Genomic DNA, 25,229 nt, shown 5'->3' with positions numbered 1-25,229 from the left:
TTTGTGATTTTTTTATATGATGTATCCGCTTACAAAACATGTGGAATTGTATTTTTTTTAGATTCTAGTAATTTTTTTAGGTGATGAATTCATTGCTTATTATGAAACAATTGGAAGGGTAATTTTTATTCTCGTCCCTTGTCCAACTTCACTTGATATGGTAACACCATATTGATGACCATATAATATTTGAATTCGTTCATGAACATTCTTTACACCAATTCCAGTAAAATGCTGCTTCTTACTCTTGGTGGCTGGCAGTTTATTCGATGTAATCTCCATGCCATCACCGTTATCCATCACTTCACAAATAAGCGTGTCTCGTTCCTGCCAAACCATTACATTAATAAAGCCTGATGTTTTGTTATTAAAACCATGGAAAAATGAATTTTCTATAAATGGCTGTAAAATAAGCTTAGGAATTCGATGTTGTAAGCAATCAGGTGAAACTAAATAATTCACTTTAATTCGATCTCCATAGCGTTTTTGATTAATAAGAACATAGTTTTTAAGATTATTTATTTCCTGCTCCACAGTAATCGTTTCACATACATTGCCAATCGTATTTTGAAGCAAAGAAATGAGAGAATTAATCGTTTCCTCTGCTTCCCCTTTTCCACCCTGCTGAATCATAAATTTAATAGAAGTAAGTGTGTTATAAAGAAAATGTGGATTAATCTGCTGTTGCAACGCCGCTAGCTCCGCGTTACGCTTTTGCTTTTGATAAAGAACGAGCTTCTCCAAATAATCTTGCAATTCATCTAACATACTATTAAATGCCTTGCCAATTTGCCTTGTTTCATACGTTCCGCTTACTAAAACATATTGATCAAAATCATATTTAGATGCATCAGAAATTTGCTTAACCAATGTTGAAAGTGAATTTGTCATTCTTCTTGAAATAAAAAACACAATAATAAGAGCAATAACCACGATAAAAAATAACATAAGCGCAATTTGCTTTTTATTAATTAAATCACCAATCGCTGTTTTTTGGTCAATTAAATTGAATAAATACATATCAAGAGAAGGGATGTATTCCCAAAAGATAATAGAATCTGTCCCCTTAAACTCTTTCACAATGTAGTTTTCACCTTTATCATTGTTTTCCTTAATATATTGCAAAAGTTCTTCTGCTTTCTCACCAATTAAATCCGTTTTATTACTAGAAATAATTCTTCCAGTTTTATCAAGAACATACACATCATTACCTGTGCTCGTATAGTTGTTATAGAATTTTCTGAACTCACTTTCATGAATAGGGAAATACATCATTCCATATATCGTTCCTGAGATTCTTTCCATTAGTGGCTTCGTCGCAATAATGTATTGTTCATCTTCTTTGTTTTTTGTTTCTTTCATTCGTCGATCATGTTGATAAATCAATCTTTTAGGGTTTTGTAACGAAACATTTGTTATGTTATGAGTTTTCAAATCTTCATCAGAAATCATCCAATAAGGACGATTTGTTGCATAACTCATCCCATTAATACCTGTAACAATAATTTCCGTTTCATAGGCATCAACATTTGATTTTATTCGCTTCATTTGCTCACTCATTTGATAAAATGAATTCATTTTCTGACGATTTGATTGCTCTTCGGTCATAATCCTTCTAATTGTTCCGCTTTGCAAAATATTATTTGATGCAAGAACAATCGAATAATTATAAGATTCAAAGCTGTCCTTAATTTGATCCATTACTTTTGCATTTGTAATACTGAATTTATCAATAAAAAACTGCTCAGACATACGGAACGTTGTCCACGTAATAATAATTGAAACACTTATAATGCTAATAACACTTATCGAAAACATAATGACAAATAAACCGTTATGTTTAAAATATTTTTGAAAAACATTCATATTGAATACCATCACTTATTTCAATTTTTGATTTCTACGATATTGACTTGGTGACAGACCCTTTTGTTTCTTAAAAACCTTACAAAAATAACTATGATCAGAATATCCTACAAGTCCACTAATCTCCGAGATCGGTGTGTTTGTATTGATTAACAGCTTTACAGCTTCCTCAATTCGAATTTTGTTCAAATATTCATTAAACCCTTCTTTATTATGCGTTGCAAAATAGCTTGATAGGGTAGTGTCAAAAGATTTATGAAAACTACCTAAAGGGTTAGCTTCTCTCCTATTTACTGGATGGAGATGCGCCGCAATCTCTCTTGACAAACACGCCAATGGTTTGTGGATTGTTTAACAAGGGCGAAGGGAACAAAAGAAGGCATACCAAATAAGCCCTTGGTTGTTTCCATTTTAAACCATTGGCAAGTTCGGTTTGTCAAGAGTTCGCTCCGCCGATTGCTGAATTAGCTTAAGGGCTCAGCTAAACAAAAAGTTAGGCTTGTCTTTGTTCTACTATCCATTGTTGTGCTAATCCAATGAGCTTTGTCCAACGTGCTGGCATTGTTGGAAGCCCCTTGAGTTCTGGATTCACTACGGGCACTTTTCCTTCTAAGGCGGCATGCGGACGCAAAAAGTTAAAGTAGGCCGTAAATAAGGTGACGTATGAAATGGAACCATGTTCAGAGCCGAATCCATGAGTGGAGCGATAATTGCCCTTAAAGGTGCGGTTAAGTCTCTCAATTATTTGTTTCATTGGTCTATATTCGGTTGAAACAGGGTCCTCATTGGTTAATCCAATGACCTGCTTCACATCGAATAAAATCTCATGTTGAGCGAAGAAATGTTGGGCTAAAAGATAGATTGGATTCCCGTCTACCACAAAGGTCAGATTTTCTGGAATCTCTTTCATCTTGATTAAGACCTCATCAATTGCTCGAATGGCTGTTGCTGTGTCTCGATTAGGCGACACCGGATACGAAAGAATAATCTTTTTCACGGCGTCAAAAAAGAAAAATAAATAATGCCATCGACCGTTTACTCTGATATACGTTTCATCACCGCAGAATTGGTCTGAAAGTTCATAGGGATAGTGATCCACATAAGGTTTAAGTAATAAAGCTACGCTATTTTCGTAGTTCAATACAGTCTGATGTGAAATCATCACTCCGTGTACGTCCTGCATAATCGCAGCTGTTTTACGGGCCGAAAGGCCATAGTTTACATGATAGGTTAGGATCAATCCTAATGTATGTGGGGATGCATAAATCTTTGATAAGTCCACGGCCGGCAGTTCTGGTGATTCCTTAGATAACGGCTGGAAATCGATATAAAACTGACGGAAAATGTATCTCAATTTAAATGCTTGAGGGTCCTTTTTGAACCTTTTCTTTTCTTTTGAAGTCATCCCATTGAGCTTCTTTTGATAATAAGAACAGTCATTGTTCTTGCACTTAAACACGTGAAAATCTTTTCTTTCTTTTATTTTCTCGAGAGTCTTGGAACAATGAGGACACTTCAGGATGGCCTCCTTAGAGTAACGGTTCTTTTCACTGAAAAGTTCTGTACACACCTTGCATTGATACTGACCTTTATCTCCATTGTTGGCATAAAGATAATCCGATGGAGCACCACACTTTGGACAGTTCATGGCTTTAGGTACGGAAACTTTTGCATTCTTACGCCTTTGAACAGGTTTGAGAGCTTTCCCGTTCTTCTCTAGATATTCACTAAGAAGAACTCGATAATCAAGCTGTTCTAGAACTTCAATGACCGGAAGGTCATCCACTTGAAGTTTTCGATAAGGTTTATTTACGGGCTGTTCAGTAGGTTTATCGAACATGCTTTTACCAATCAATAAAGTAAGCAATGTTCGAATGAGTTGTTCTTGATAGTTTATAAAAGTTAATAAATAGGTTATAATTTGAGGGTACAAATTGTCACTTCCATTCTTGGTTGTTGGGTGTGTGGTAACCTCAATTATCCAAAGAATTTAGGGGGTGGCAATTTTTTTGCCTATAAAGCCCTCTATGGAGATATTTTATAACCTATTTCTTATAGAAGTTTTGACAATACGCTTGATAGATAAGAGGGATTAAAATGAAAAGTATTAGCAACATCGCTCAAACTAAGCGGTTCGGCATAATGTTCTTCTATATAATCAAGGATGAGTTGAAAATTGGAAAAACCTAGTTGAGCTTTCTTTGTAGTAATCACTTCTTTTGCTTTTGTAATAAATAGTTGTAACTGCTGAACAACACCATTTGCTGTTTTTGCACTATCAATTTTATTAAAAAAACTAAATTTTTCATTTTCTAAATTTTTCACATCAAAATCTAAATTGCTTAACAAAACGGAAATCGTAAAAATAACATTTCCGAAGAATGATTTGTACTCAAAAATATCTGTCGTAAAGCTTGAAGACAACGCAGTTACATGTTCGTCTAAATAAGAAAATGCCAAATCAAACCGTTCATGTTTAAAGTCATTCGTAAATTTATCAAGGTTAAAAGAAACGATCTTTGGAGTTTCTTTTAGAAGATTCTTTTCTATTACTATATTGGTTTCGGGAAAATAAAACCGATATTGAAGCATCTTTTTAATCACTTCGTTGTATTTTAACCAAATTTGTGAAAAGCTTGTAAAAGTCTCAGAGATTAGTATGGAAAGTTGAGAATGATGCTCCAATATTTTAGGAGGGAGCTCTAAAATTAAAGTTGAAAAATCTTCACTACCATTAACTAGGAATACGCTTACATCTTCTTCTATTTTGAAGATTTCTAGTTTCACATCCTTCTCAAATGAAGTGATAAGTACTTCGATTTCAGAATTAATCGCAGAAATATCCTCTAAACTCTTATCTTCTATTAATCTATAATCAATTGCAACCAAACGAAAGTTAGAATAAGGAAATACCTCTAAAATGAGATTTTCATCGTATTGTGTGTCATAGCCTGAAATAAACTTTTCAATAATATGTCCAATATTCACATCAACAGTCGATTCATCTTTTCCACCTTGTAACGAAGGAATTCGGCTTACTGCCGTTTTTAACACGGTAAGCAATGATTCTGTATCAAGCTTAGGCTTTAAAATATAGTCAACTGCCCCATTTTGAAAAGTAGATCTTACATATTCAAAATCACCATAGCTACTTAAAATAATAATTTCAATATGTGGATATTTACTTTTAACAATTCGAGTTAACTCTTCACCATCCATAATTGGCATCACAATATCTGTTAACACAATATGAGGCTTCGTTTTTTCTATTAACTCTAGAGCCTCCTGACCATTTGAAGCTTCCCCGACAATTTGAAACCCTTCCTGCTCCCACTGCATATAATGCTTAATTCCTTGCCTGATTAACTGCTCATCATCAACAATGACTACTCTACACCCTTCACTAGATCTCAACAAAATCCCCCCAGGCTTTGTAGACTTAACGATTATTTTATCTTTTTCTTTCATTATACACTTGAATAATTTTATTAACATCGGTTTGTCAAAAAGCCCCCGTTTGTTTGGGGGCTAAACAATCATACACGGTACTCTAAAGGTGTTCCAAATCCCGCAGGATACTGATCGAAAAGTGTTTCATCCATCTGAACATTATAGCCTTTATCTTTTAACACCTTATGAAGCTCTTCAATATGATTATGGTTTTTTGTTTCAACTGACATTTCGAGCTGAGCAAATCCTGGATAAATATGTTTTCCTATATGCTGGAGATTAACATATTGAACATTTGCATTTAAATCGGTTATCTCGCTTAATACTTTCTGAAGCTCACCTGGTTTATCTTTTAGCGTTATGGAAAAATGAGCATACCTACCTGATTCAACTAACCCCCGCTCAATAATTCTCGCAATAAAATTAACATCCACATTTCCACCACTTAATACCGCTATTACTTTTTTATCCTTCAATCCAAGTTTTTGATAAAGAAGTGCTGCTAACGAACTAGCACCAGAGCCTTCGACTAACAGTTTACTTCTCTCTAAAACCATTAGCATTGTACGTGCAATTTCCATTTCATCCACACAAACAATATCATCAACATACTCTTTAATAATATCAAACGTCTTCAGTCCTGGTTTTTTAACAGCAATTCCATCTGCCATTGTTGGGGTCGCTTCAACCATTACCGGTTTTTTTTCCAAAAGTGACTGCTTCATGCTTGGACAGGCAAGAGTTTGAACACCATAAACTGAAACATTTGGATTACTTTCTTTCACGGCCTTAGCAACACCCGCAATAAGCCCTCCCCCACCAACTGGGCAAACAATGGCATCCACGTCTGGAAGCTGTTCCATAATCTCAATTCCAACTGTTCCTTGTCCGATGATAACCTCTTCATCGTCAAAAGCATGAATAAATGTACCTCCAATTGAATCACAATATTCTAATGCATAAGCAAGAGCCTCATCAAAGACAGCTCCTTCTAAAATGACCTTTGCACCATATTGCTTTGTTGCTAGCACTTTACTTAACGGCGCTCCCTTTGGCATTACGATCGTACAAGGAATCCCAAGCATTTGACTTGAATACGCAACACCTTGAGCATGATTCCCAGCTGATGCTGCAACGACCCCTTTATTTAGTTCTTCTTTTGTAAGAGAAATAAGCTTATTATAAGACCCCCTTACTTTAAAGGAACCTGTTTTTTGTAGATTCTCAAGTTTTAAATACACATCATTTTGTGCAAGATGACTAAAAGTTTTCGAATGATCTAACGGAGTGGTGTGAACAATTCCTTTAAACTTTTCCCTGGCATTGAAAAAATCACTTAAGTTCAAACATAACTCCTCCTATATTTACTGTTACATCTAGGGTGCTCTTTCGTTGAGGGAAGTATGTTTTTTATAGAGTAGTTTTCTGGTTTAAGGGGTCGGTTAGTTGTGGTTTAGTTATTGAGAGGAATATCTGATTTGTTTATATGGATATTTTGCTGTATTTCATGCAGCTGTATTGGGACATGGTTTGGCTTTACTTGCTTGATCATGTCTCGATTCTAAGGTTATCGAGACATGATTTCGCTTTTCTTACTCGGTCTTGTCTCGATCCTCTGGCTATCGGGACATGATTTTGCTTTTCTTGCTTGATCTTTTCCCGATTCTCCTGGTATCGAGACACATTTTCGCTTTTCTTACCCTGGTGTGTCTCGATTCCCCGGCTATCGGGACACGATTTCACACTTCTTCCGCTGCTGTGTCCCGATTCTCCAGTTATTGGGACACAATTACACTTTTCTTGCTTGATCTTGTCCCGATTCTTCTAGTATCGAGACACATTTTCGCTTTTCTTTCTCCGGTGTGTCTCGATTCCCCGACTATTGGGACAAGATTTCACACTTCTTCCTCATTCCTGTCTCGATTCCCAGGTTATCGAATTCTCTACCTCATCTTGTCTCGCTTCTGATCTAATCAGGAAATACATACTAGCTATTTCCATTCCAGTGAACAATGCGTTTCCCAATGCTCTTATTCTAAAATTAACACTAACAAAAACAACTACTTTTTCAAGAAAACATATTCACCTAAGTAAACATCTTTCAACTTAAGAACATCCTTCATAAATTCATCAATGAATCATAGGTTGTACCTGAATGCAAAAAAGAACAACACCCCCTTATTAAAATAAGGAGACATTGCTCTTTTCCAAAACCCATTTTGGAACTAAGAATCTCGTTGTCATTAGTGGATCAACGACCTGACAAATTTGAGTTTGTCCTACAGCACTTAATAGCATCGTTAATTCACTAAGTGGTAAGCTTGTTTGATCCTGAAGTAATTCAACCATATCTTCTACAGACATCTTAACTGCTTCATCAATTGTTTTTGCTGATGCAATTGTCCCGATAAATTCTTCTGTTTCTAAAACTGGATTACTTAGTGATTTTCCTTTAATCATCTTTATAGTAACAGTAACCTGTCCAGCTATTTCAATACCAGTTACACAAACCTCACCATCGCCCATTGCAGCATGAAGATCTCCTAATGCAAAGAGCGCACCTTGTTGAAACACTGGGAAATAAAGGGTTGTTCCTTTTGTAATCATTTTATTATCCATATTTCCACCGTGAGAGCCTGGTGTGCCGCAAGAGATTGGTTCATCTTGTGGAGCAACTCCAATTACACCAATCATTGGATTTAATGGAATGTGGATGTTTTCATTAAAAATAGCTTTCCCGTTTTCAATTGGAATAAGCTTAGCTTCAAATTTAGTGATCTTTTCACCTAAAACGCCCATTCCTGGACTAACTGCCATCACACCTTGGTCTTCTAATTTTATATCATCAATTGTCACTTCTAGAACATCTCCCACTTCTGCACCTTCCACATAAACAGGACCTGTCGCGGGATTGACCTTACTCCAGTCCAAACTTTCATATGTAGAATTATTTGAAGTGATTTGGTTTTCAAAGCAATCATAGGTTTCAATGATCACTGTTTCTCCAGATTTCATATTCAAAATTGGAGCATGCTCTTTACTAAAAGCATATATTGGCTGTGAACGGTTAATAATGTGAGACATGATATCCTCCCTACTTTCCTTCTTCTTTCGATCTAAGCCCGTTTATTCCTCTTTAATTTAAACAAAGCCTCCAGAGATTCCTTCCTAAATGCTGAAAAAGTTCTTTTCTCACGTAAAAACCCCAAGTAGTAGTACACTGCCACTTGGGGTTTTATTGTTATTTTACCGATACATTTTTATCTTCAGGATCAATAACATTATTCATATAATTCTTTCCCCATTCGTACATAGAATCGAGAATTGGCATTAGTGTTTCTCCTTGTTTTGTCAATGAATATTCAACCTTCGGAGGCACAACAGGGTACACTTTTCTCTCTACAATAAGGTCTTCTTCTAACTCGCGTAATTGATTAACAAGCATTCTTTGAGTAATGCCTGGCATAAGTGCTTTTAGCTCCCCAAAACGCTTTGTTCCCTCTTTGCCTAAGTGCCATAAAATAAGCATTTTCCATTTACCACCGATAACCGAAAGGGTTAATTCTTTTTCACAGTTAAACGTCTTATCATTCATACGTGACACTTAACCACCTCCAATTTTTACATAGAATAGCACATAGTATACTTTTTGTCACTATGTAAGAAAAAAGTGCGTACTTTATAAAGTTTAATATACATATTACACTAATGTTGTACCGCTATTAATGGAATCATGGGTGAAGTTACCGGTAGATTTACATAAACCGTTGGAAACATTAGTACGGTAAGCTTAATTTTAAATAAGGGAGTGGGAATATAAATGGAATTACAATTAGCACTTGATTTAGTCAATATCCCAGAAGCAATTGAATTGATAAAAGAAGTTGAGGATCATATTGATATCGTTGAAATTGGAACACCAGTTGTGATCAATGAGGGCCTTCGTGCTGTGAAGGAAGTTAAAGCAGCATACCCTAACTTAAAGGTTCTAGCTGACCTTAAAATTATGGATGCAGCTGGTTATGAAGTGATGAAAGCTTCTGAAGCAGGAGCAGATATTGTAACAATTCTTGGTGCAGCTGAAGATATGTCAATTAAAGGTGCGGTTGAAGAAGCGAAAAAGCAAGGGAAAAAGATTCTTGTTGATATGATTGCTGTAAAAGATCTTGCTGGCCGTGCAAAGGAAGTAGACGCTTTAGGCGTTGACTATATTTGTGTACACACAGGTTATGACCTTCAAGCAGTTGGTAAAAATTCATTTGAAGATCTTCAAACAATTAAAAGTGTTGTAAAGAACGCAAAAACTGCTATCGCAGGCGGAATTAAATTAGATACTCTTGCTGAAGTAATTAACGTACAACCAGATCTTGTTATTGTTGGTGGCGGTATTACTGGTCAAGAAGATAAAAAGGCTGCAGCGGCAAAAATGCAACAAATGATTAAAGAAAATGTATCAGTAGGGTAACGCAGGAATGCAAACGACCCAATATCTAACTAAAATTCTAAATGAACTTCAGCAATCTTCAAGCCTTATTTTAGATGAAGATGCTGAAAAATTGGTTAATGGGATTTTAGGAGCCAAGAAGGTTTTTGTTGCAGGAGCTGGTAGGTCAGGATTCATGGGAAAATCCTTTGCAATGCGAATGATGCATATGGGAATTGATGCATATGTTCCTGGTGAAACCACCACACCTAATTTTGAAAAAGATGATATTTTAATCATCGGGTCTGGCTCAGGAGAAACGAAAAGCTTAGTTTCGATGGCTTAAAAAGCCCACAACATAGGCGGTAAAATTGCTGCTGTCACGATAATCCCAGAATCTACAATTGGACAATTAGCTGATTTTACAATCAAAATGCCTGGATCGCCGAAAGACCAATCTGAAGGCGATTATCAAACGATTCAACCTATGGGATCCCTTTTTGAACAAACTTTGTTACTTTTCTATGATGCTATTATCTTGAGGTTCATGGAGAAAAAGGGGTATGATACAAATAAGATGTATGGCAAACATGCCAATCTTGAATAATAGGTATGTGAAGACCGCAATCTTTTACTTGCGGTCTTCAGTATGACTACATAAAAATTTGTATAAGGAATGATGATATGACTTCATTAAAAGGGAAAAATGCTGTAATTACAGGAGCAGGCAGAGGAATTGGACGAGCAACTGCCATTGCTTTAGCAAAAGAAGGAGTTAATCTTGGATTAATCGGATTAACTATGTCAAATCTTGAAAAACTTACAACTGAATTAGAGCAATACGATATCACAATTTCTGCTGCAACAGCTGATGTTTCTGACCTTGAAGCAGTTACTCATGCTGTAGAGCATATCAAATCGGAACTAGGTTCTATTGATATATTAGTGAACAATGCTGGTATTGCTAAATTTGGTGGCTTCCTTGACTTATCTCCTGAAGAGTGGGAAAACATTATTCGAGTTAATTTAATGGGTGTTTATAATGTAACAAGAGCTGTGTTACCTGATATGCTTGAGAAAAACTCCGGAGATATTGTTAATATTTCTTCAACAGCTGGCCAAAAAGGAGCTCCTGTAACAAGTGCATACAGTGCATCTAAATTTGCTGTGTTAGGGTTAACAGAATCACTCATGCTTGAAGTAAGAAAGAAAAACATTCGTGTAACAGCTTTAACACCAAGTACTGTTGCAACAGACTTAGCAGTAGAAACAAATTTAATAAGTGGAAATCCAGAGAATGTAATGCAGCCTGAAGATCTGGCAGAACTACTTGTAGCTGGATTAAAGCTTAATCCAAGAGTTGTTCTTAAGGGTGCGGGATTGTGGTCGACTAACCCTTAAAAATAGGAAGTTAAACGAAAAAGGATCTATTTCTAAATGGAAATAGATCCTTTACATATTATTGGGAATTAATTCGTTTTTGAAAAATATATTGAAGGTCATGAAGGCCATTTCCAAGTAAATTTACTGCCACGTTTGTCTTCATTACTCTCATGATGACCATTTCAAAGCAAAATTTCTGCCACGTTGGTCTTCATTACTCCCATGATGACCATTTCCGAACAAATTTTCTGCTATGATGGTCTTATTACTCCCATGATGACCATTTCCGAATAAAATATCTGCCACGTTGGTCTTCATTACTCTCATGATGACCATTTCAAAGCAAAATTTCTGCCACGTTGGTCTTCATTACTCCCATGATGACCATTTCCGAACAAATTTTCTGCTATGATGGTCTTCATTACTCCCATGATGACCATTTCCGAATAAAATATCTGCCACGTTGGTCTTCATTACTCTCATGATGACCATTTCAAAGCAAAATTTCTGCCACGTTGGTCTTCATTACTCCCATGATGACCATTTCCGAGTAAATTTACTGCAACCGTGGTCTTCATTCCGCCAGTGAAGACCATCTCCAAGTAAGATAGTTGAAACCGCGGTGTCTTTTAATATGAAAAGCCAAATCAAAATGATTTGGCCTTTCCCATATTAAACGTGTGATACAACAAACTCTGCTTCACCAGACAGCTGGTATTCTCCAACTCCATGTGGAAGAACAAAATGTGTTCCTTTTTCAATTAAGAAAACATGATCATCTACTGTAATTGTTCCTTTTCCTGCCGTTACACTAACCTGTAAGAAATCATGCTGAAGTGTCAATGATGCCTCGCCACTCAACTTCCAATGATAGACTGTGAAATATTCGGCCTCTACTAATTTCTTCTCGGTAAGATCACCTACAATCCTTTCACTTTGCGCTGTTTCATAATCCTGGTGAGGGACTGTCGTCACTTCTATTGAACGATCTAAATGTAGGTCACGCTTTTGACCATTAGCATCAGTGCGATCATAATCATAAACGCGATAAGTAATATCAGAGCTTTGCTGTGTTTCTAAAATGACAATTCCTTTACCGATTGCATGAATGGTGCCACTTGGTACATAAACAAAATCACCCGCTTTTACTTTTTTACGACGTAAAAATGAATCCCATTCTTGATTTTGAAGCATCTTTTCAAGCTCTTTTTTTGATTTTGCATGGTGTCCTAAAACAAGCTCGGCACCTTCCTCTGCACTGAGAACATACCAGCACTCTGTTTTTCCATAAGGAACACCTTCTACTTCTCGTGCATAATGATCATCTGGATGAACCTGAACAGATAAATCTGCATTCGCATCTAAAATTTTAACAAGCAAAGGATATTCTTCATTATTAGATGCATTTTTATTAAATAGCTCTCCGTGTTCTTCCCAAGCTTCCTCTAATGTTTTTCCTGCTAAAGGTCCATTCTTGATAACACTTGGACCATTTGGATGTGCAGAGATTACCCAAGCTTCCCCAGTTTTTTCATTGGGAATTTTATACCCAAATTCAGTTTGCAGCTTTTGGCCACCCCAAATTCTTTCTTGAAAAACAGGCTCTAAAAATATTGGCTCTTTATACATACACTACCTCCAATATGGTACTCTACTTTATTTTATTTCTTCTAATACCGCTATTGCTTCGTTCTTAGAAGCTACTTTTAATAGTTGATTTCTAAACTCTTCATCCATTAACTTACGAGAAAGCATTTGTAAAATTTTCAGATGTGCGTCTCCAGCATTTTCTTCAGGTACAGCTATCATAAAAATAAGTTTTGCGTCCGTACCGTCAAGGCTTCTCCAATCAACACCCTCACGCTTGATTCCAAAAGCAACAGCAGGTCGTTTTACTGCATTTGACTTACCATGTGGAATCGCAATATTCATTCCAAGACCTGTTGAGCTTTGAGCTTCACGATTTAAAATTGCTTGTTTAAAATCTTCCTTAGAATCTAAGATACCTTGTGAATTGAATGTTTCGATTAATTCATCAATAACATCATCACGAGTTGTTCCAGCAAGATTTATATGAATTAAATCTTCACTTGTAATATCCACCAATTTTTTTATTACTAGTTCCTCAGCTTTTTCAGGTGGTGTTGGAGCACTTTCCATTTTCCCCTTACCACTAGTTGCACTTTCTACATCTTTTTTCAAAAAGTTAACCATAAATGCAGTAACAAGAACACCTACAATGGCTGCGATAAAGAACATTACAACATTATCTACTGCTCCTAAAACCGCAACGATAGGACCACCGTGTGCTACTTTGTCACCAACATTACCAAGCATCGCAATAACAGATCCAACAACTGAACCTGCAACAATACTAGGAATAACACGAAGTGGATCTTGCGCTGCAAAAGGAATTGCCCCTTCTGTAATACCAAAAAGGCCCATTGTAAATGATGCTTTACCAGCTTCCCTTTCGTTAGGAAGGTATTTTTTCTTATTCATTAATGTTGCAAGACCCATCCCAATTGGTGGAATACAAATTGCTACTGCAATTGGTCCCATAATTTCATAGTTTCCTTCAGCAATCATGGCAGAGCCGAATAAGAATGCTACTTTATTAAATGGTCCACCCATATCAACTGCAATCATCGCACCAAGGATGACTGCCAATAAAATAGAACTAGCTCCTTGCATTCCAGCAAGCATTGATGTTAAACCTTCAAAGATTTGCGCCACTGGGGCACCGATCACGAAAATAAATAAAAGTCCAACGATAACAGATGAGAAGATCGGAATAAATATGATCGGCATAACTGGCTGTACCGCTTTTGGAACCTTGATTTTCTTAATAGCGAGTGCAAGATAACCTGCTAAGAAACCTGCGATAATTCCTCCGATAAAACCAGCACCAGCTTCACTTCCATAAAAGCTACCATTCGCTGCAATATACCCACCAATCATACCTGGAACTAAACCTGGACGGTCAGCTATACTAACAGCTATAAAACCAGCTAATATTGGAATCATGAACATAAATGATGTTGCACCAAGTGTTTCAATTTGCTTCCAAATGGAATCTTCAGGAATCACAATTCCACCTGGTGTTTGTTGACCACCTAGAGTTAAAGCTAATGCAATCAACAGTCCCCCTACAACGATGAATGGAACCATATACGATACACCGTTCATTAAATGCTTATAAATCGGATTTTCTTTTTGCTTACTCTTTTGCTTGATTTCTTCTGCAGACTTTAAGTCGGGTCTGTATAGTGGCACATCACCACTTTGAATTTTTTCAATTAATTCTTTTGGCTTACGAATCCCATCCTGTACGCCTGTAACGATTACTTTTTTACCAACAAAGCGATCCTTTGATACCTCTTTATCAGCAGCAATAATAATTCCGTCTGCTTCTGCAATATCTTGATCAGTTAAGGCATTTTCAACACCAATTGATCCTTGTGTTTCAACTTTAATATCAACACCTAATTCTTCGCCTGCTTTTTGTAGATTTTCAGCAGCCATATATGTATGAGCAATACCGACTGGGCATGCTGTGACAGCTAAGATCTTCATGTACCTTTCCTCCTAAGAATGTTTTTTGTAATTGCTTACATTCATTGTAATGGGAATTCAGTCATGAATTGATTTTTGTTTTTACCACAACTTCCGGTAAAAATAAATTATTACCAGAAGTTTATTAAAGAAAGTTGTTTATTTTAACTTCTCCAAGAACTCTTTTACATTCTTTGATTCTTTTAGAGATTGGATAAGCGACGGAGTCTCACTATAACCTACAATTTGTCCAACAGCATGGCGATTTAGTTTTGGATCCCCAGTTGTAATGGCTAGCATGAACACGATGGAAACTTGTTCACTTCCCCAATCTAAAGGCTCTTTTAGAAGAGCAATGGCTATAGCTGATCTATTAACCATTGTTGGACTACCATGTGGAATAGCTATAGATCCACCAATGGATGTTGTAGATTTTCTTTCTCTTAGAAGCGCACTATGTATAAACTCTTTATGAACGAAACCTTTCTCATATAGTACATTTCCTAGCATTTCAATAACTTGAAAAGGATGTTCCTTATCCACATGTAAATGAACTAAATCACCTCTAACTAATTGTGTTAGAACTTTTTCTTTACTTCCCGCTTGCTGGTGATTTTCCATTTCAGTTAAAAATTGATTTAGCTTGTCCTTATCCTTTCCTTCTAATAAAGGAGAAATTGTGATATAAGGAATATCCACCTTTTCTAACTCTACTGTAGAAATGATGAAATCAACTTTATGATTCTGCAAATAATCACGTAATTCAGCTTTTCCAATACAAGCAGAAACTTGTATATCCTGGTAATGTTGCTCAATTTTAGCCTGCAATAAATGAGACATCCCAACACCCATATGACAAACAATTAATGTTCTTCGTTGTTTCTCTCGACTTTCTTTTAATCGCTCGATTGAAGCTTGAAAATGAAGAACCAAGTAAGCTGCCTCATCCTCAGGAACTTCCAATTCATAGGTTTCTTTTATTTCATTCAAAGCTAGCAAAACCATATTAAATAAATAAGGATACATTTTTTTGATATTCGGGAGTAGTGGATTTGTAATAGGAAAGCCGTACTTAATTCGGTTAATAACCGAATGCACATGGACGATTAATCCACTTTTTAAGATCTCATCCTTTTCAAAGGGAAATAACGTAATACTACTAAGCTTTGTTGTTAAGTCAGAAATAATATTTAATAAAAGTTCATTTTTAATAAAGGGATCCTCTATAATATCATTTTTTCTTTTCCCACTAATCAAATGCCATGTAAAGTAGATTCGCTCATCTTCAGGAAATTTAATTCGAAAAACAGCTTCTAATTGTTCAAAAAAGGATAACGCATATTTGTATTCTTTGTAAGAATATACAGCCTCCTTTTCCTTATTAGGAACAGTTACAGGAGATTTCTGCCTTGTTCTTTTCATCATTATAAGTGCATGAACAAGTAAACTCTCCATCGCAGCATCGGTAAAAGCAATCGAATATTTATGCTGTAATTCATTTAGGGCATTTTTAACGGTTGCTATCTCATAGGGTAAAAAAAGCTCAAGAACGTAATTTTTATGATCCGATAAGGAAGAAAGAAGTTCTGTTAAATGCGCCAAAGCACTACGTTTTTGCAGTTCAGATCCTTGAACAATATTACCTAGTCTTGGTTTAGAGATGAGCTCTAATTGATAGTTTGTAAGCCAATCAGCAATGGTATCTAATTCTTTTTTTATGGTTACTTTGGGAACATAATACTTCTTAGATAGTTCCTGCAATGTAATAGCTTTATTACTTACCAATAAATGATAGGCCATTTCGATAAAACGATCTTCCTGAGTTTTCGGTTCAGTAGATAGTAGCTTTTGAAAAATTTCAGACATATCGTGGTCTTGTGTCTCAAGTGTAATCCCTATACCTGGTTGCCGTTTTATAAAAGTATTAGGGTATTCAGCAAGAAGATCTTCGATTATGCTCAAGTCATTACGAACCGTTTTTTCCGAACATCTTAATTGACCTGACAAATCTACTATATTTAAAGTTTGTCCGTTTTGTACTAATAAAGTTCTTAGTAATTCCTTTTGTCGATCATTCACGTTCATGGTTGCACCTCGCTCAGATATTCAATCAGTAGTGTAGCTTATTGCGACCTATAATTCAATCATTCGTAAACTCGGAAAAAAATGAAAACCAAAAGAGTTGCCTTCAAAATATGAAAAGCAACTCTTTGATCTTATAGTGAACATGTGCTAAGAATAAAAGAATCTATTAGTTTCCATTCTTCTTATCAATTGTTTCTCTAATTTTTTCATTTCCTTCGTCAACATATTCACGATATTCCTGATTTCCACTATCTACACTTTCCCTATACAGTCTATTTCCTGTATCCACAGCATAACGCCATTTTTCATTTCCATAATCTACAATCGTTGAAAACATTTTTGATGCAGGGTGATCATAATCATCGAATCTCTCTTTTAAATAAGCTTGTGCTTCCTTCAAACGCTCTTTCTCACGTATGCTCTTTTCTTTCATACTCTCTTTTGTGTCAAAAGCTAGCTTCTTTTTTTCTTCCTTCAATTTGAATGCCTGCTCTTTACCAGCTTCTTTCCACTCCAGCCATTTTTTCTGGATTTCTTCATACTGAGCCCTCATATATTTCTTCAGTTCCTGCTCTGAATTAACATATGTGAACTCACCATTCCCTGCAGCTGCCACTTCTTTTAAAAGAGTTTGACCTTCATTATCAACATCGAACCCAATAATATTAACAACTGTTTGAATATCTGCTGAAACTAGGTTTTTAGCTTCTTGCACTGGATCTCCATTACATGTTTCAATTCCATCACTCACAACGTATACAACTACATCATCAGCATTTTCAGGGATATCAGACTTTACAGATTGTAACCCAAGTGCAATCGGTGTCCAACCAACAGGCTTTACCTGACTTAGTGCCTTTTGAAAGGCATTTTCATCAAAACTGGCATTATATAAGTTGCCAGAACTACTACACGAAGCTTTTTTATCAGCTTCACTATTTGATCCTGCATGACCGTATACACGTAACGAAATGGTTGCATTCTCCGGTACTTGCTTAGCAAATTCCAAAACAGCTTCCTTTGCAGCATCCATTCTCGTTTTACCTCCCACTTTTGCTGCCATACTTCCACTTGCATCTACTAAAATAGCATAATGAGCTGTTTTCAAAGTAGGATTATCCACAGTTTCATCTGGACGTTCAATTGAAACATCAACCGTTGAATCAAAAGTAAGCATTGTTTGCATTTCTTCATGATAATCTTCAGCAAATAAATATAAAAGCTCCTCCATATATTGCTCTTCTGTGAGATTATCAGGTAATTGATCGAGCGCTTCCTTCACTTTCGCTTCATCATATTGTTCACCACTAAAAACTCCAGGTTTTCGAAGCATTTCCTTTTCTACGTCTGTTAGCTCACGATCTAAATCTTCCATTTCATAATAGCTTGCTTCCTTAGGTGTATATGTTTCTTCTTTTTCACTGTCATTTTTTTGTTCTGTTTCCTTTGGTTCAGCATCTGTTTGTGCCGACTGGCTACCATCACCAGAAGAACAAGCTGTCAGCATGAACGATAATATCGCTAAACCAATCAATAGCCTCTTCATTTACTCTCTCTCCTTCCACCCTGTAACAAAATAACAATGATTACATATTACTGTATTTTTCGGTGGAATTTTCCTATCTTTAGAAAAAGAGGAAATAAGTATGATAGATAATTTTTTAGGTAATTAGGATTAGGTCTTAAGAAATCATTTCCTTCATTTTGCTTTTTTAAAAAACAGAAAACAGCCACAACCTCTTAATTCCCAAGAGATTGTGGCTGTGCTTCAACTAATTCATCACTTTAAACGAACATGCTTAACCCAAGTGATAGCCATTAGCATATTACCGGCTAAATTCATATGTAAGCCGTCTATCCTAATTGAGCTTGTAAGTAAGTTAAGATGAAATGTCGTAAACACCCCTTAATGTTAACTGCACTTTAAAAGAATCAAGTCTAAGGTGTTCACTTAAACTTTCTTTTTTAACAGCGATTTTCCTGATTTCTCCAGCTGATAAGTCAAAATAATTACCATTAAATTTGCAGTCTACAGATACTAAATCCAATTCACCGAGGTTTGTCCCGATTACCCTTGTATCGGGACTGAAGCTTGCTCATAACACCGTGGTTTGTCCCGATTATCCTTGTATCGGGACTGAAGCTTGCTCATAACGCCGTGGTTTGTCCCGATTACCCTTGTATCGGGACTGAAGTTTGCTCGTAACACCGTGGTTTGTCCCGATTACCCTTGTATCGGGACTGAAGCTTGCTCATAACACCGTGGTTTGTCCCGATTACCCTTGTATCGGGACTGAAGCTTGCTCATAACACCGTGGTTTGTCCCGATTACCCTTGTATCGGGACAGAAACTTGCTCGTACTACCAAGTTATGTCCCGATTACCCTTGTATCGGGACTGAGGCTTGCTCATAACGCCGAGGTTTGTCCCGATTACCCTTGTATCGGGACTGAAGCTTGCTCATAACACCGTGGTTTGTCCCGATTACCCTTGTATCGAGACAGAAGCTTGCTCATAACACCGTGGTTTGTCCCGATTCTCCTTGTATCGGGACTGAAGCTTGCTCATAACGCCGTGGTTTGTCCCGATTCTCCTTGTATCGGGACTGAAGCTTGCTCATAACGCCGAGGTTTGTCCCGATTCTCCTTGTATCGAGACAGAAGCTTGCTCATACTACCAAGTTATGTCCCGATTACCCTTGTATCGGGACTGAAGCTTGCTCATAACGCCGAGGTTTGTCCCGATTCTCCTTGTATCGGGACTGAAGCTTGCTCATACTACCAAGTTATGTCCCGATTACCCTTGTATCAGGACTGAAGCTTGCTCATAACACCGTGGTTTGTCCCGATTACCCTTGTATCGGGACAGAAACTTTCTCGTACTACCAAGTTCTGTCCCGATTACCCTTGTATCGGGACAGAAGCTATAAATGCTAATTTAATAATGAACAAAGATGATTACATAAAAATGTACAGTTTTGTGATGTACATGCATACTTAGTTTGAGGTGGAGAGAATGCATGTACAGCTAGATTTAACGACAGAGATAGAAGTAAAAAGTCTAGAAGATTTACCAAAGTTAAAATTTCTAATGGAGAGCTTAAACATGAAAATAAATAAAAGTAAGATAGGGCGAGAATTGGGAGTAGATCGGAGGACTGTGGATCGATATTTAAATGGAAAGGGGCCAAGTAAAACCCGTAATAGAAAATCTAGAATAGATGAGTTATATGAAGTTATATCAGACTTACTCTCAAAGGATTCAATACAAACTTTTTACTACAAGAGAGTTCTTTGGGAGTACTTAAAGGATAACCATAGTTTGAACTGTTCCCAGTCATCTTTCCGACGATACATATCAAACAAACCTGAGTTCCAAGCATATTTTACCGATGGTAAAAGAACTCAAGCTGCACAATCTGTTGTTCGTTATGAAACCCCTCCGGGGGAACAGGCTCAATTCGACTGGAAGGAGAACATAAAATACATAACGTGTGATGGGGAGATTATACACGTTAATGTAGGAGTGTTGGTGTTAGGAAATTCAAGGTTTAAGTCTTATGGTTTAACCATATCCAAATCACAAAGTATATTAATGTCCTTTTTAATGGAGTGCTTTGAAGCAATTGGTGGAGTACCAAAGATCATTTTAACGGACAATATGAAAACAGTAATGGATGAACATAGAACAGAGTATTCAAAAGGAGTGGTTAATGAACGATTTGAACAGTTTGCCAGTGATAGTGGATTTGAAATCAAACCTTGTATTGCAGGAAGGCCAAGGACAAAAGGGAAAGTAGAGAGTATTATGAAGCTCTTAGATGAGATTCATGCTTATCAGGGGAAATTCACTTACGAAGGACTTCACCAATTTGTACAAAAGCTTTGTGAACGCCATAATCAAAGTTTTAATCAAGGAAATAGAAAGATTCCAATACTTGCTTTAAAACAAGAAAAGAGTCACTTACTCCCCCTACCAAGGAAAGAAATAAGAGACTCTTATAAGATCAAACACAAGCTTGTAAAGGTTAACCCTGCGAGCATGATTACGTACAAATCAAACCAGTATTCAGTACCAGCTGAATACAAAGGGAAAACCGTTGGTTTACAAGTCTATGACGATCACATACATGTATATTATAACACGGATTTGATCGCTCAACATCGAATCAGTAATAAGGTGTTGAATTATAAGGAAGAACATTATACAGACGTATTGTCACGGGGAATGCCAGACTATCCTGATATTGATGAGCTAGCTAAAAAGAATCTACTGGCAATGGATGAGGTGTATAAAATTGAATAGTAGTTATCAACAATTAGTAAGTAATTTAGAATATTTAAACTTAAAACAGATGATTACTCATCTTAACGATACCATTGATTTTAGTACCAAGAATGAATTATCTCTCGTTGACACATTGATGAAATTAACGAACTATGAAATAGATGTTCGTGAGAAAACAATGATAAATTCAATGGTTAAGGTGGGGGCTTTTCCCCACCGTAAAGAGATAAATGAGTTTAACTTTGATTTTCAACCAACGATAAATAAACAACAAATTCTTGATTTTCTTTCTCTGCGTTTTATCGAAGATAAACAGAATATTATCTTCATGGGAACTAGTGGTGTTGGCAAAACTCACTTAGCGACTTCGATTGGAATCGCTGCAGCCAAAAAACGAACAAGTACCTATTTTATTAAATGTAATGAACTTATCTTAAACTTGAAAAAGGCAAAGCTAGAAAATCGCTTAGAGTCTCGATTAAAGCACTATGGGAAATATAAATTACTAATTATTGATGAAATTGGTTACCTTCCAATTGACAAAGAAGATGCCAAACTATTCTTTCAGCTAATTGATTTGAGATATGAAAAGAAAAGTACAATCTTAACTACAAACATTAGCTTTAAAGAGTGGGATGCGGTGTTCCAGGATTCTAAATTAGCGAATGCAATATTAGATCGTGTATTACACCACGCAACAGTTGTCAATATTGTTGGTCCCTCTTATAGAATTAAGGATCATTTACAAAAAGAAGATGATGATTAATTTTGTACATTCTTAAACGATCAAAATTGTACATCGTTAGCTTGACATTTACAGAAGCTTGCTCAAACTACCGAGGTTTGTCCCGATTACCCTTGTATCGAGACAGAAGCTTGCTCATAACACCGTGGTTTGTCCCGATTACCCTTGTATCGGGACTGACGCTTGCTCATAACGCCGAGGTTTGTCCCGATTCTCCTTGTATCGAGACAGAAGCGTACTCCTACCACCAAGTTATGTCCCGATTCCACTTGAATCGGGACATAACTTTGCTCATAACACCGGTTGTGTCCCGATTCCACTTGGATCGAGACTAAAATTTGCTCCTACTATTTCACACACCAACCTGCTATGAACACAATATGATGGACCGCCGTTAAAATCTAAAAAGTGGATCTACTTCACATAATTACAAAGCTTACCAATCTTCTCTACCTCCACAGTCACTACATCTCCTGATTTCATAGGACAACTCCCTGATGGAGAGCCTGTAGCTAAAACATCACCTGGCTCTAATGTCATGACCTGTGAAATCCAGCTAATAAGAAATGGTATGGAGAATGACATTTGATTTGTGTTGCCATTTTGTACAACCTGATCGTTTAATGTTGTAACGATTTGCAAATTAGTTGGATCTAAACCTGTCACAATCCACGGACCTAAAGGGCCAAATGTATCAAAGCCTTTTGCACGTGTAAATTGCGGATCTGTTTTTGTAAGATCTCTTGCGGTAACATCATTAAAAATAGTACAGCCGAAAACATAATCCAATGCTTCTTCTTCTTTTATGTTTTTCCCACGTTTTCCAATGATAAGAGCAACTTCGCCTTCCAGTTCTACTTGTTTTGTTAATTTGTTAGAAGGAAGTATGATATCTCCGCCGTTAGGAATTAAGGAAGACGCAGGTTTTAAGAACAAAAAAGGTTCTTTGAGGTTAGCTTGTCCTCCAGTTTCTTTTGCATGTTCTGTATATGTCCAGCCGAAATTAACCACTTTTTGTGGTACAACCGGCTCTAAAATTTTCACATCACCAATGTTAAGTCTTACACCATCAAATGTTATTTCATCATTTATTATTTCAGTGAATGAATTAGTTAATTGTAAGATCTCTCCATCTTCAATGATCCCATAATATACCTTCTCATCAGGACTAAGATAACGTACGATTGTTTGTGTTTTTTGCCCTAGCTTCATTCTTGTACCAGCTCCAGTTGTAAAATGTACTTGCTAAACTAAATTAGTTCTATATCTCTTGTTAGAAGAAATTTGTCAAAAATCTGAATAAGCTTATTATGTAATGATATTCTCTGAATAACTCTATGTACAATGTATTATTCAATAAAAAAGAGTATTAATCCTTTCTTGGATTAATACTCTTTTATTTACTCCACCGAGCTTATTAGTATATTATTCAGTCTCCGCTTCAGTAATACTATCCTGTTCAGTAATAACCGGATTTCTATTAATATAATCATACTGTGAACGATCAACAGGGACAAAACCTTCAGGAGTGTAGAAGCGTAAAAGATCACCTTCTACAACTTTATCAGAATAACCTAGTTTCGTTTCAATGATTTCCTTCAGTTGTTTTGCTTCTTCAGTTGCTTCAATCTCAGTACCAGTAGTTGAGTCATAATATTTACCACCAGTGTAAGTGATTTCTGGACCTACGAAATCTCCATTTCTAAATGGTACAAGCTCATCATGGTCTTTTGATAATAAGTCAGTACCAAATTGCATATATGGTTTTGATTCAATTCCCAGTAAGTGCATTAAAGTTGGAAGTAAGTCTATTTGACCGCCATATTGATGCATTGTACCGCCTTCTGTACCAGGTACATGAATTAATAAAGGTACCCGTTGCAGTCCAGTACTTTCAAATGGTGTAATTTCTTTATTTAATACTTTTGACATCGCATCATTATGATTTTCTGAAATACCATAATGATCACCGTACATGATAACAACAGTGTTGTCATATAGACCAGATTCCTTCAAATAATCAAAGAACTCTTTTAAAGCCTCATCAGCATAACGTGCTGTCTGGAAATACTGATCAACAGACGCATCACCAGTTGTATGCTGTTCAATTGTTGCTAGTTCTTGATTCATCTTATAAGGGAAATGGTGAGTTACTGTTATAAACTTTGTATAAAATGGCTGTGGCAATGATTCAAGCAAAGGCTGTGATTGTTTTAAAAACGGCTTATCCATTAATCCATACTCTGCAAGATCCTCTGAATTCAATGAATAATAACTTGAATCAAAGAATTTGTCATAGCCGAATGATTTATAAATTTCATCACGATTCCAGAACGATCCTTTATTTCCGTGGAACACAGCTGATGTGTAACCATGCTGACCTAAAATAGCAGGAGCAGCTTGATACGTGTTCATGCCTTTTAATGAAAATGCAGATCCTTGTGGTAATCCGAACAAGGAATTTTCTAACATAAATTCAGCATCAGCTGTTTTCCCTTGAGCTGTTTGATGAAAGAAATTATCAAAATACAGGATATTTTCACTTCTAGTTAAAGAGTTCAGGAATGGAGTTACTTCTTCACCATGAAGCTTATAATCAATTAAGAAATTCTGAATTGATTCAAGGTGGAAGTAAACAACGTTCATTCCTTTTGCAGCACCGAAATATTCTGGGTTAGGAGCTGCGTAATTTGTGCTTTTATAATTCAGTACTTCAGTAACATCATCTGAATCTGCCATCGCACGCTTTGCTGATACATTGGCACTGAGTACAGCATCATAAATTGTATAGTTATACATCCCAAGATATTTAACAATGTAGTTACGATCGAACGTTCTTGTTAATAATTGCGGACGATCTTTTTCAGCTAATCCAAGGTTAACTGAAATGATTAAGATGGCTGCTATAAATACAGTTGCCACACTTCTGCGTTTTATATTTACAGCGGTAATCCCCTTCTTTTTACCATATAATCCTAGGGCTAGAACAATTAGTGTGTCCAAGAATAATAAGATATCATAAGGCTTTAAAAGTGAGGATACACTACCACTAACATCACCAAAATTTTGCGTCTGCGTTAATGTTGGAATTGTAATAAAGTCACTAAAGAATCGATAATACACAACATTAGCAAATAACAAAAAGCTCAAAATAAAATCAAAAACAACGAGCCATAAAAATTTTCTTTTCGTTGACAATAGAGATAAACCTAAGAATAAAAGGACTGAGCCTAGTGGATTTAAAAATAAAAGAAACTCTTGCAAACTATTATCTAAGCCTAATTTAAATTCTGTTTGTTGTACTATATATGTTTTAATCCATAATAAGACAACAGCTAAAAAGAAAAGACTCAGATGACTTTTTTGAATTTTATTAAACATCTTTACTTTCACCTCACGGTTGTCTACTTTTCTTAAAATAAATGTTTTTGGGTT

Annotated in this window: 18 protein-coding genes and 2 pseudogenes; 5 read left to right on the top strand and 15 right to left on the bottom strand. The window is 36.2% G+C overall.

Annotated elements, in window-relative coordinates; translation table 11 throughout:
• Positions 1–99: 99 nt before the first annotated feature.
• The 7 genes and pseudogenes from LPC09_RS05585 to LPC09_RS05555 all read right to left on the bottom strand — a co-directional run bounded on the left by LPC09_RS05585 (position 100) and on the right by LPC09_RS05555 (position 8,920).
• On the bottom strand, positions 100–1,866 hold the full coding sequence (locus LPC09_RS05585; RefSeq protein WP_231309180.1) for a sensor histidine kinase: 1,767 nt from the start codon (positions 1,864–1,866) through the stop codon (positions 100–102).
• 15 nt (positions 1,867–1,881) lie between these two features.
• Positions 1,882–2,106 (bottom strand): annotated as a pseudogene (locus LPC09_RS05580) (helix-turn-helix domain-containing protein); the annotation flags it as partial.
• Positions 2,107–2,359: 253 nt separating this feature from the next.
• Complete coding sequence (locus tag LPC09_RS05575; protein WP_098795475.1) at positions 2,360–3,799, bottom strand: DDE-type integrase/transposase/recombinase; 1,440 nt, start codon at positions 3,797–3,799, stop codon at positions 2,360–2,362.
• A 119-nt stretch (positions 3,800–3,918) separates the two neighbouring features.
• Positions 3,919–5,280, bottom strand: a complete 1,362-nt coding sequence (locus LPC09_RS05570) for a response regulator transcription factor (RefSeq protein WP_231309179.1) — start codon at positions 5,278–5,280, stop codon at positions 3,919–3,921.
• A gap of 122 nt (positions 5,281–5,402) precedes the next feature.
• Positions 5,403–6,662: a threonine ammonia-lyase gene (gene ilvA, locus LPC09_RS05565; RefSeq protein ID WP_098796488.1), complete on the bottom strand. Its 1,260-nt coding sequence runs from the start codon at positions 6,660–6,662 to the stop codon at positions 5,403–5,405.
• Between the two features lie 835 nt (positions 6,663–7,497).
• A complete protein-coding gene (locus tag LPC09_RS05560; RefSeq protein WP_098796489.1) occupies positions 7,498–8,400 on the bottom strand; it encodes an acetamidase/formamidase family protein in 903 nt (300 codons plus the stop codon).
• Between the two features lie 157 nt (positions 8,401–8,557).
• Positions 8,558–8,920, bottom strand: coding sequence for a transcriptional activator HxlR (locus LPC09_RS05555; protein WP_098796490.1), 363 nt, complete (start codon positions 8,918–8,920; stop codon positions 8,558–8,560).
• 216 nt (positions 8,921–9,136) lie between these two features.
• Here LPC09_RS05555 and hxlA point away from each other — a divergent pair, with 216 nt between their 5' ends.
• The 3 genes and pseudogenes from hxlA to LPC09_RS05540 all read left to right on the top strand — a co-directional run bounded on the left by hxlA (position 9,137) and on the right by LPC09_RS05540 (position 11,140).
• The gene (gene hxlA / locus LPC09_RS05550) at positions 9,137–9,781 is read left to right on the top strand and encodes a 3-hexulose-6-phosphate synthase (protein WP_098796491.1); all 645 of its coding nucleotides are present in this window, start codon (positions 9,137–9,139) and stop codon (positions 9,779–9,781) included.
• A 7-nt stretch (positions 9,782–9,788) separates the two neighbouring features.
• Positions 9,789–10,346: pseudogene (gene hxlB, locus LPC09_RS05545) on the top strand (6-phospho-3-hexuloisomerase).
• A gap of 77 nt (positions 10,347–10,423) precedes the next feature.
• On the top strand, positions 10,424–11,140 hold the full coding sequence (locus tag LPC09_RS05540; RefSeq protein ID WP_098796493.1) for a 3-ketoacyl-ACP reductase: 717 nt from the start codon (positions 10,424–10,426) through the stop codon (positions 11,138–11,140).
• A 150-nt stretch (positions 11,141–11,290) separates the two neighbouring features.
• On the opposite strand, the gene LPC09_RS05535 is transcribed toward LPC09_RS05540, so the two are convergent.
• The 6 genes from LPC09_RS05535 to LPC09_RS05510 form a co-directional block, all read right to left on the bottom strand.
• Positions 11,291–11,449, bottom strand: a complete 159-nt coding sequence (locus tag LPC09_RS05535; protein WP_231309178.1) for a hypothetical protein — start codon at positions 11,447–11,449, stop codon at positions 11,291–11,293.
• Between the two features lie 345 nt (positions 11,450–11,794).
• Entirely contained in the window at positions 11,795–12,751 is a 957-nt protein-coding gene (gene manA / locus LPC09_RS05530) for a mannose-6-phosphate isomerase, class I (RefSeq protein ID WP_098796494.1), read from the bottom strand.
• A 27-nt stretch (positions 12,752–12,778) separates the two neighbouring features.
• The gene (locus LPC09_RS05525) at positions 12,779–14,698 is read right to left on the bottom strand and encodes a PTS fructose transporter subunit IIABC (protein WP_098796495.1); all 1,920 of its coding nucleotides are present in this window, start codon (positions 14,696–14,698) and stop codon (positions 12,779–12,781) included.
• Positions 14,699–14,836: 138 nt separating this feature from the next.
• Entirely contained in the window at positions 14,837–16,762 is a 1,926-nt protein-coding gene (locus LPC09_RS05520; protein WP_231309177.1) for a BglG family transcription antiterminator, read from the bottom strand.
• A 166-nt stretch (positions 16,763–16,928) separates the two neighbouring features.
• Positions 16,929–18,308 carry a VWA domain-containing protein gene (locus tag LPC09_RS05515; protein WP_098796496.1) on the bottom strand — a complete coding sequence of 460 codons (1,380 nt, stop codon included), beginning with the start codon at positions 18,306–18,308 and terminating at the stop codon, positions 16,929–16,931.
• Positions 18,309–18,642: 334 nt separating this feature from the next.
• Entirely contained in the window at positions 18,643–18,810 is a 168-nt protein-coding gene (locus LPC09_RS05510) for a glycoside hydrolase family 2 protein (RefSeq protein WP_231309176.1), read from the bottom strand.
• A gap of 967 nt (positions 18,811–19,777) precedes the next feature.
• On the opposite strand from LPC09_RS05510, the gene istA reads away from it, so the two are divergent.
• Together istA and istB are read left to right on the top strand one after the other, a co-directional pair.
• Complete coding sequence (gene istA / locus LPC09_RS05505) at positions 19,778–21,067, top strand: IS21 family transposase (protein WP_231309175.1); 1,290 nt, start codon at positions 19,778–19,780, stop codon at positions 21,065–21,067.
• Positions 21,060–21,815: an IS21-like element helper ATPase IstB gene (gene istB, locus LPC09_RS05500; RefSeq protein ID WP_098798503.1), complete on the top strand. Its 756-nt coding sequence runs from the start codon at positions 21,060–21,062 to the stop codon at positions 21,813–21,815. Before istA ends, istB begins: the two co-directional genes overlap by 8 nt.
• Before the next feature lie 393 nt (positions 21,816–22,208).
• On the opposite strand, the gene LPC09_RS05495 is transcribed toward istB, so the two are convergent.
• Both LPC09_RS05495 and LPC09_RS05490 read right to left on the bottom strand, forming a co-directional pair.
• Positions 22,209–23,006 carry a fumarylacetoacetate hydrolase family protein gene (locus tag LPC09_RS05495; protein ID WP_098799356.1) on the bottom strand — a complete coding sequence of 266 codons (798 nt, stop codon included), beginning with the start codon at positions 23,004–23,006 and terminating at the stop codon, positions 22,209–22,211.
• 213 nt (positions 23,007–23,219) lie between these two features.
• On the bottom strand, positions 23,220–25,175 hold the full coding sequence (locus LPC09_RS05490) for a lipoteichoic acid synthase (protein WP_098799357.1): 1,956 nt from the start codon (positions 25,173–25,175) through the stop codon (positions 23,220–23,222).
• Between the last annotated feature and the right edge of the window lie 54 nt (positions 25,176–25,229).

Source organism: Metabacillus sp. B2-18, from assembly GCF_021117275.1.
Taxonomy (GTDB): Bacteria; Bacillota; Bacilli; order Bacillales; family Bacillaceae; genus Metabacillus.
Note: the sequence above shows the minus strand (reverse complement) of the source record. Positions and strands in the feature narration are given on the sequence as shown.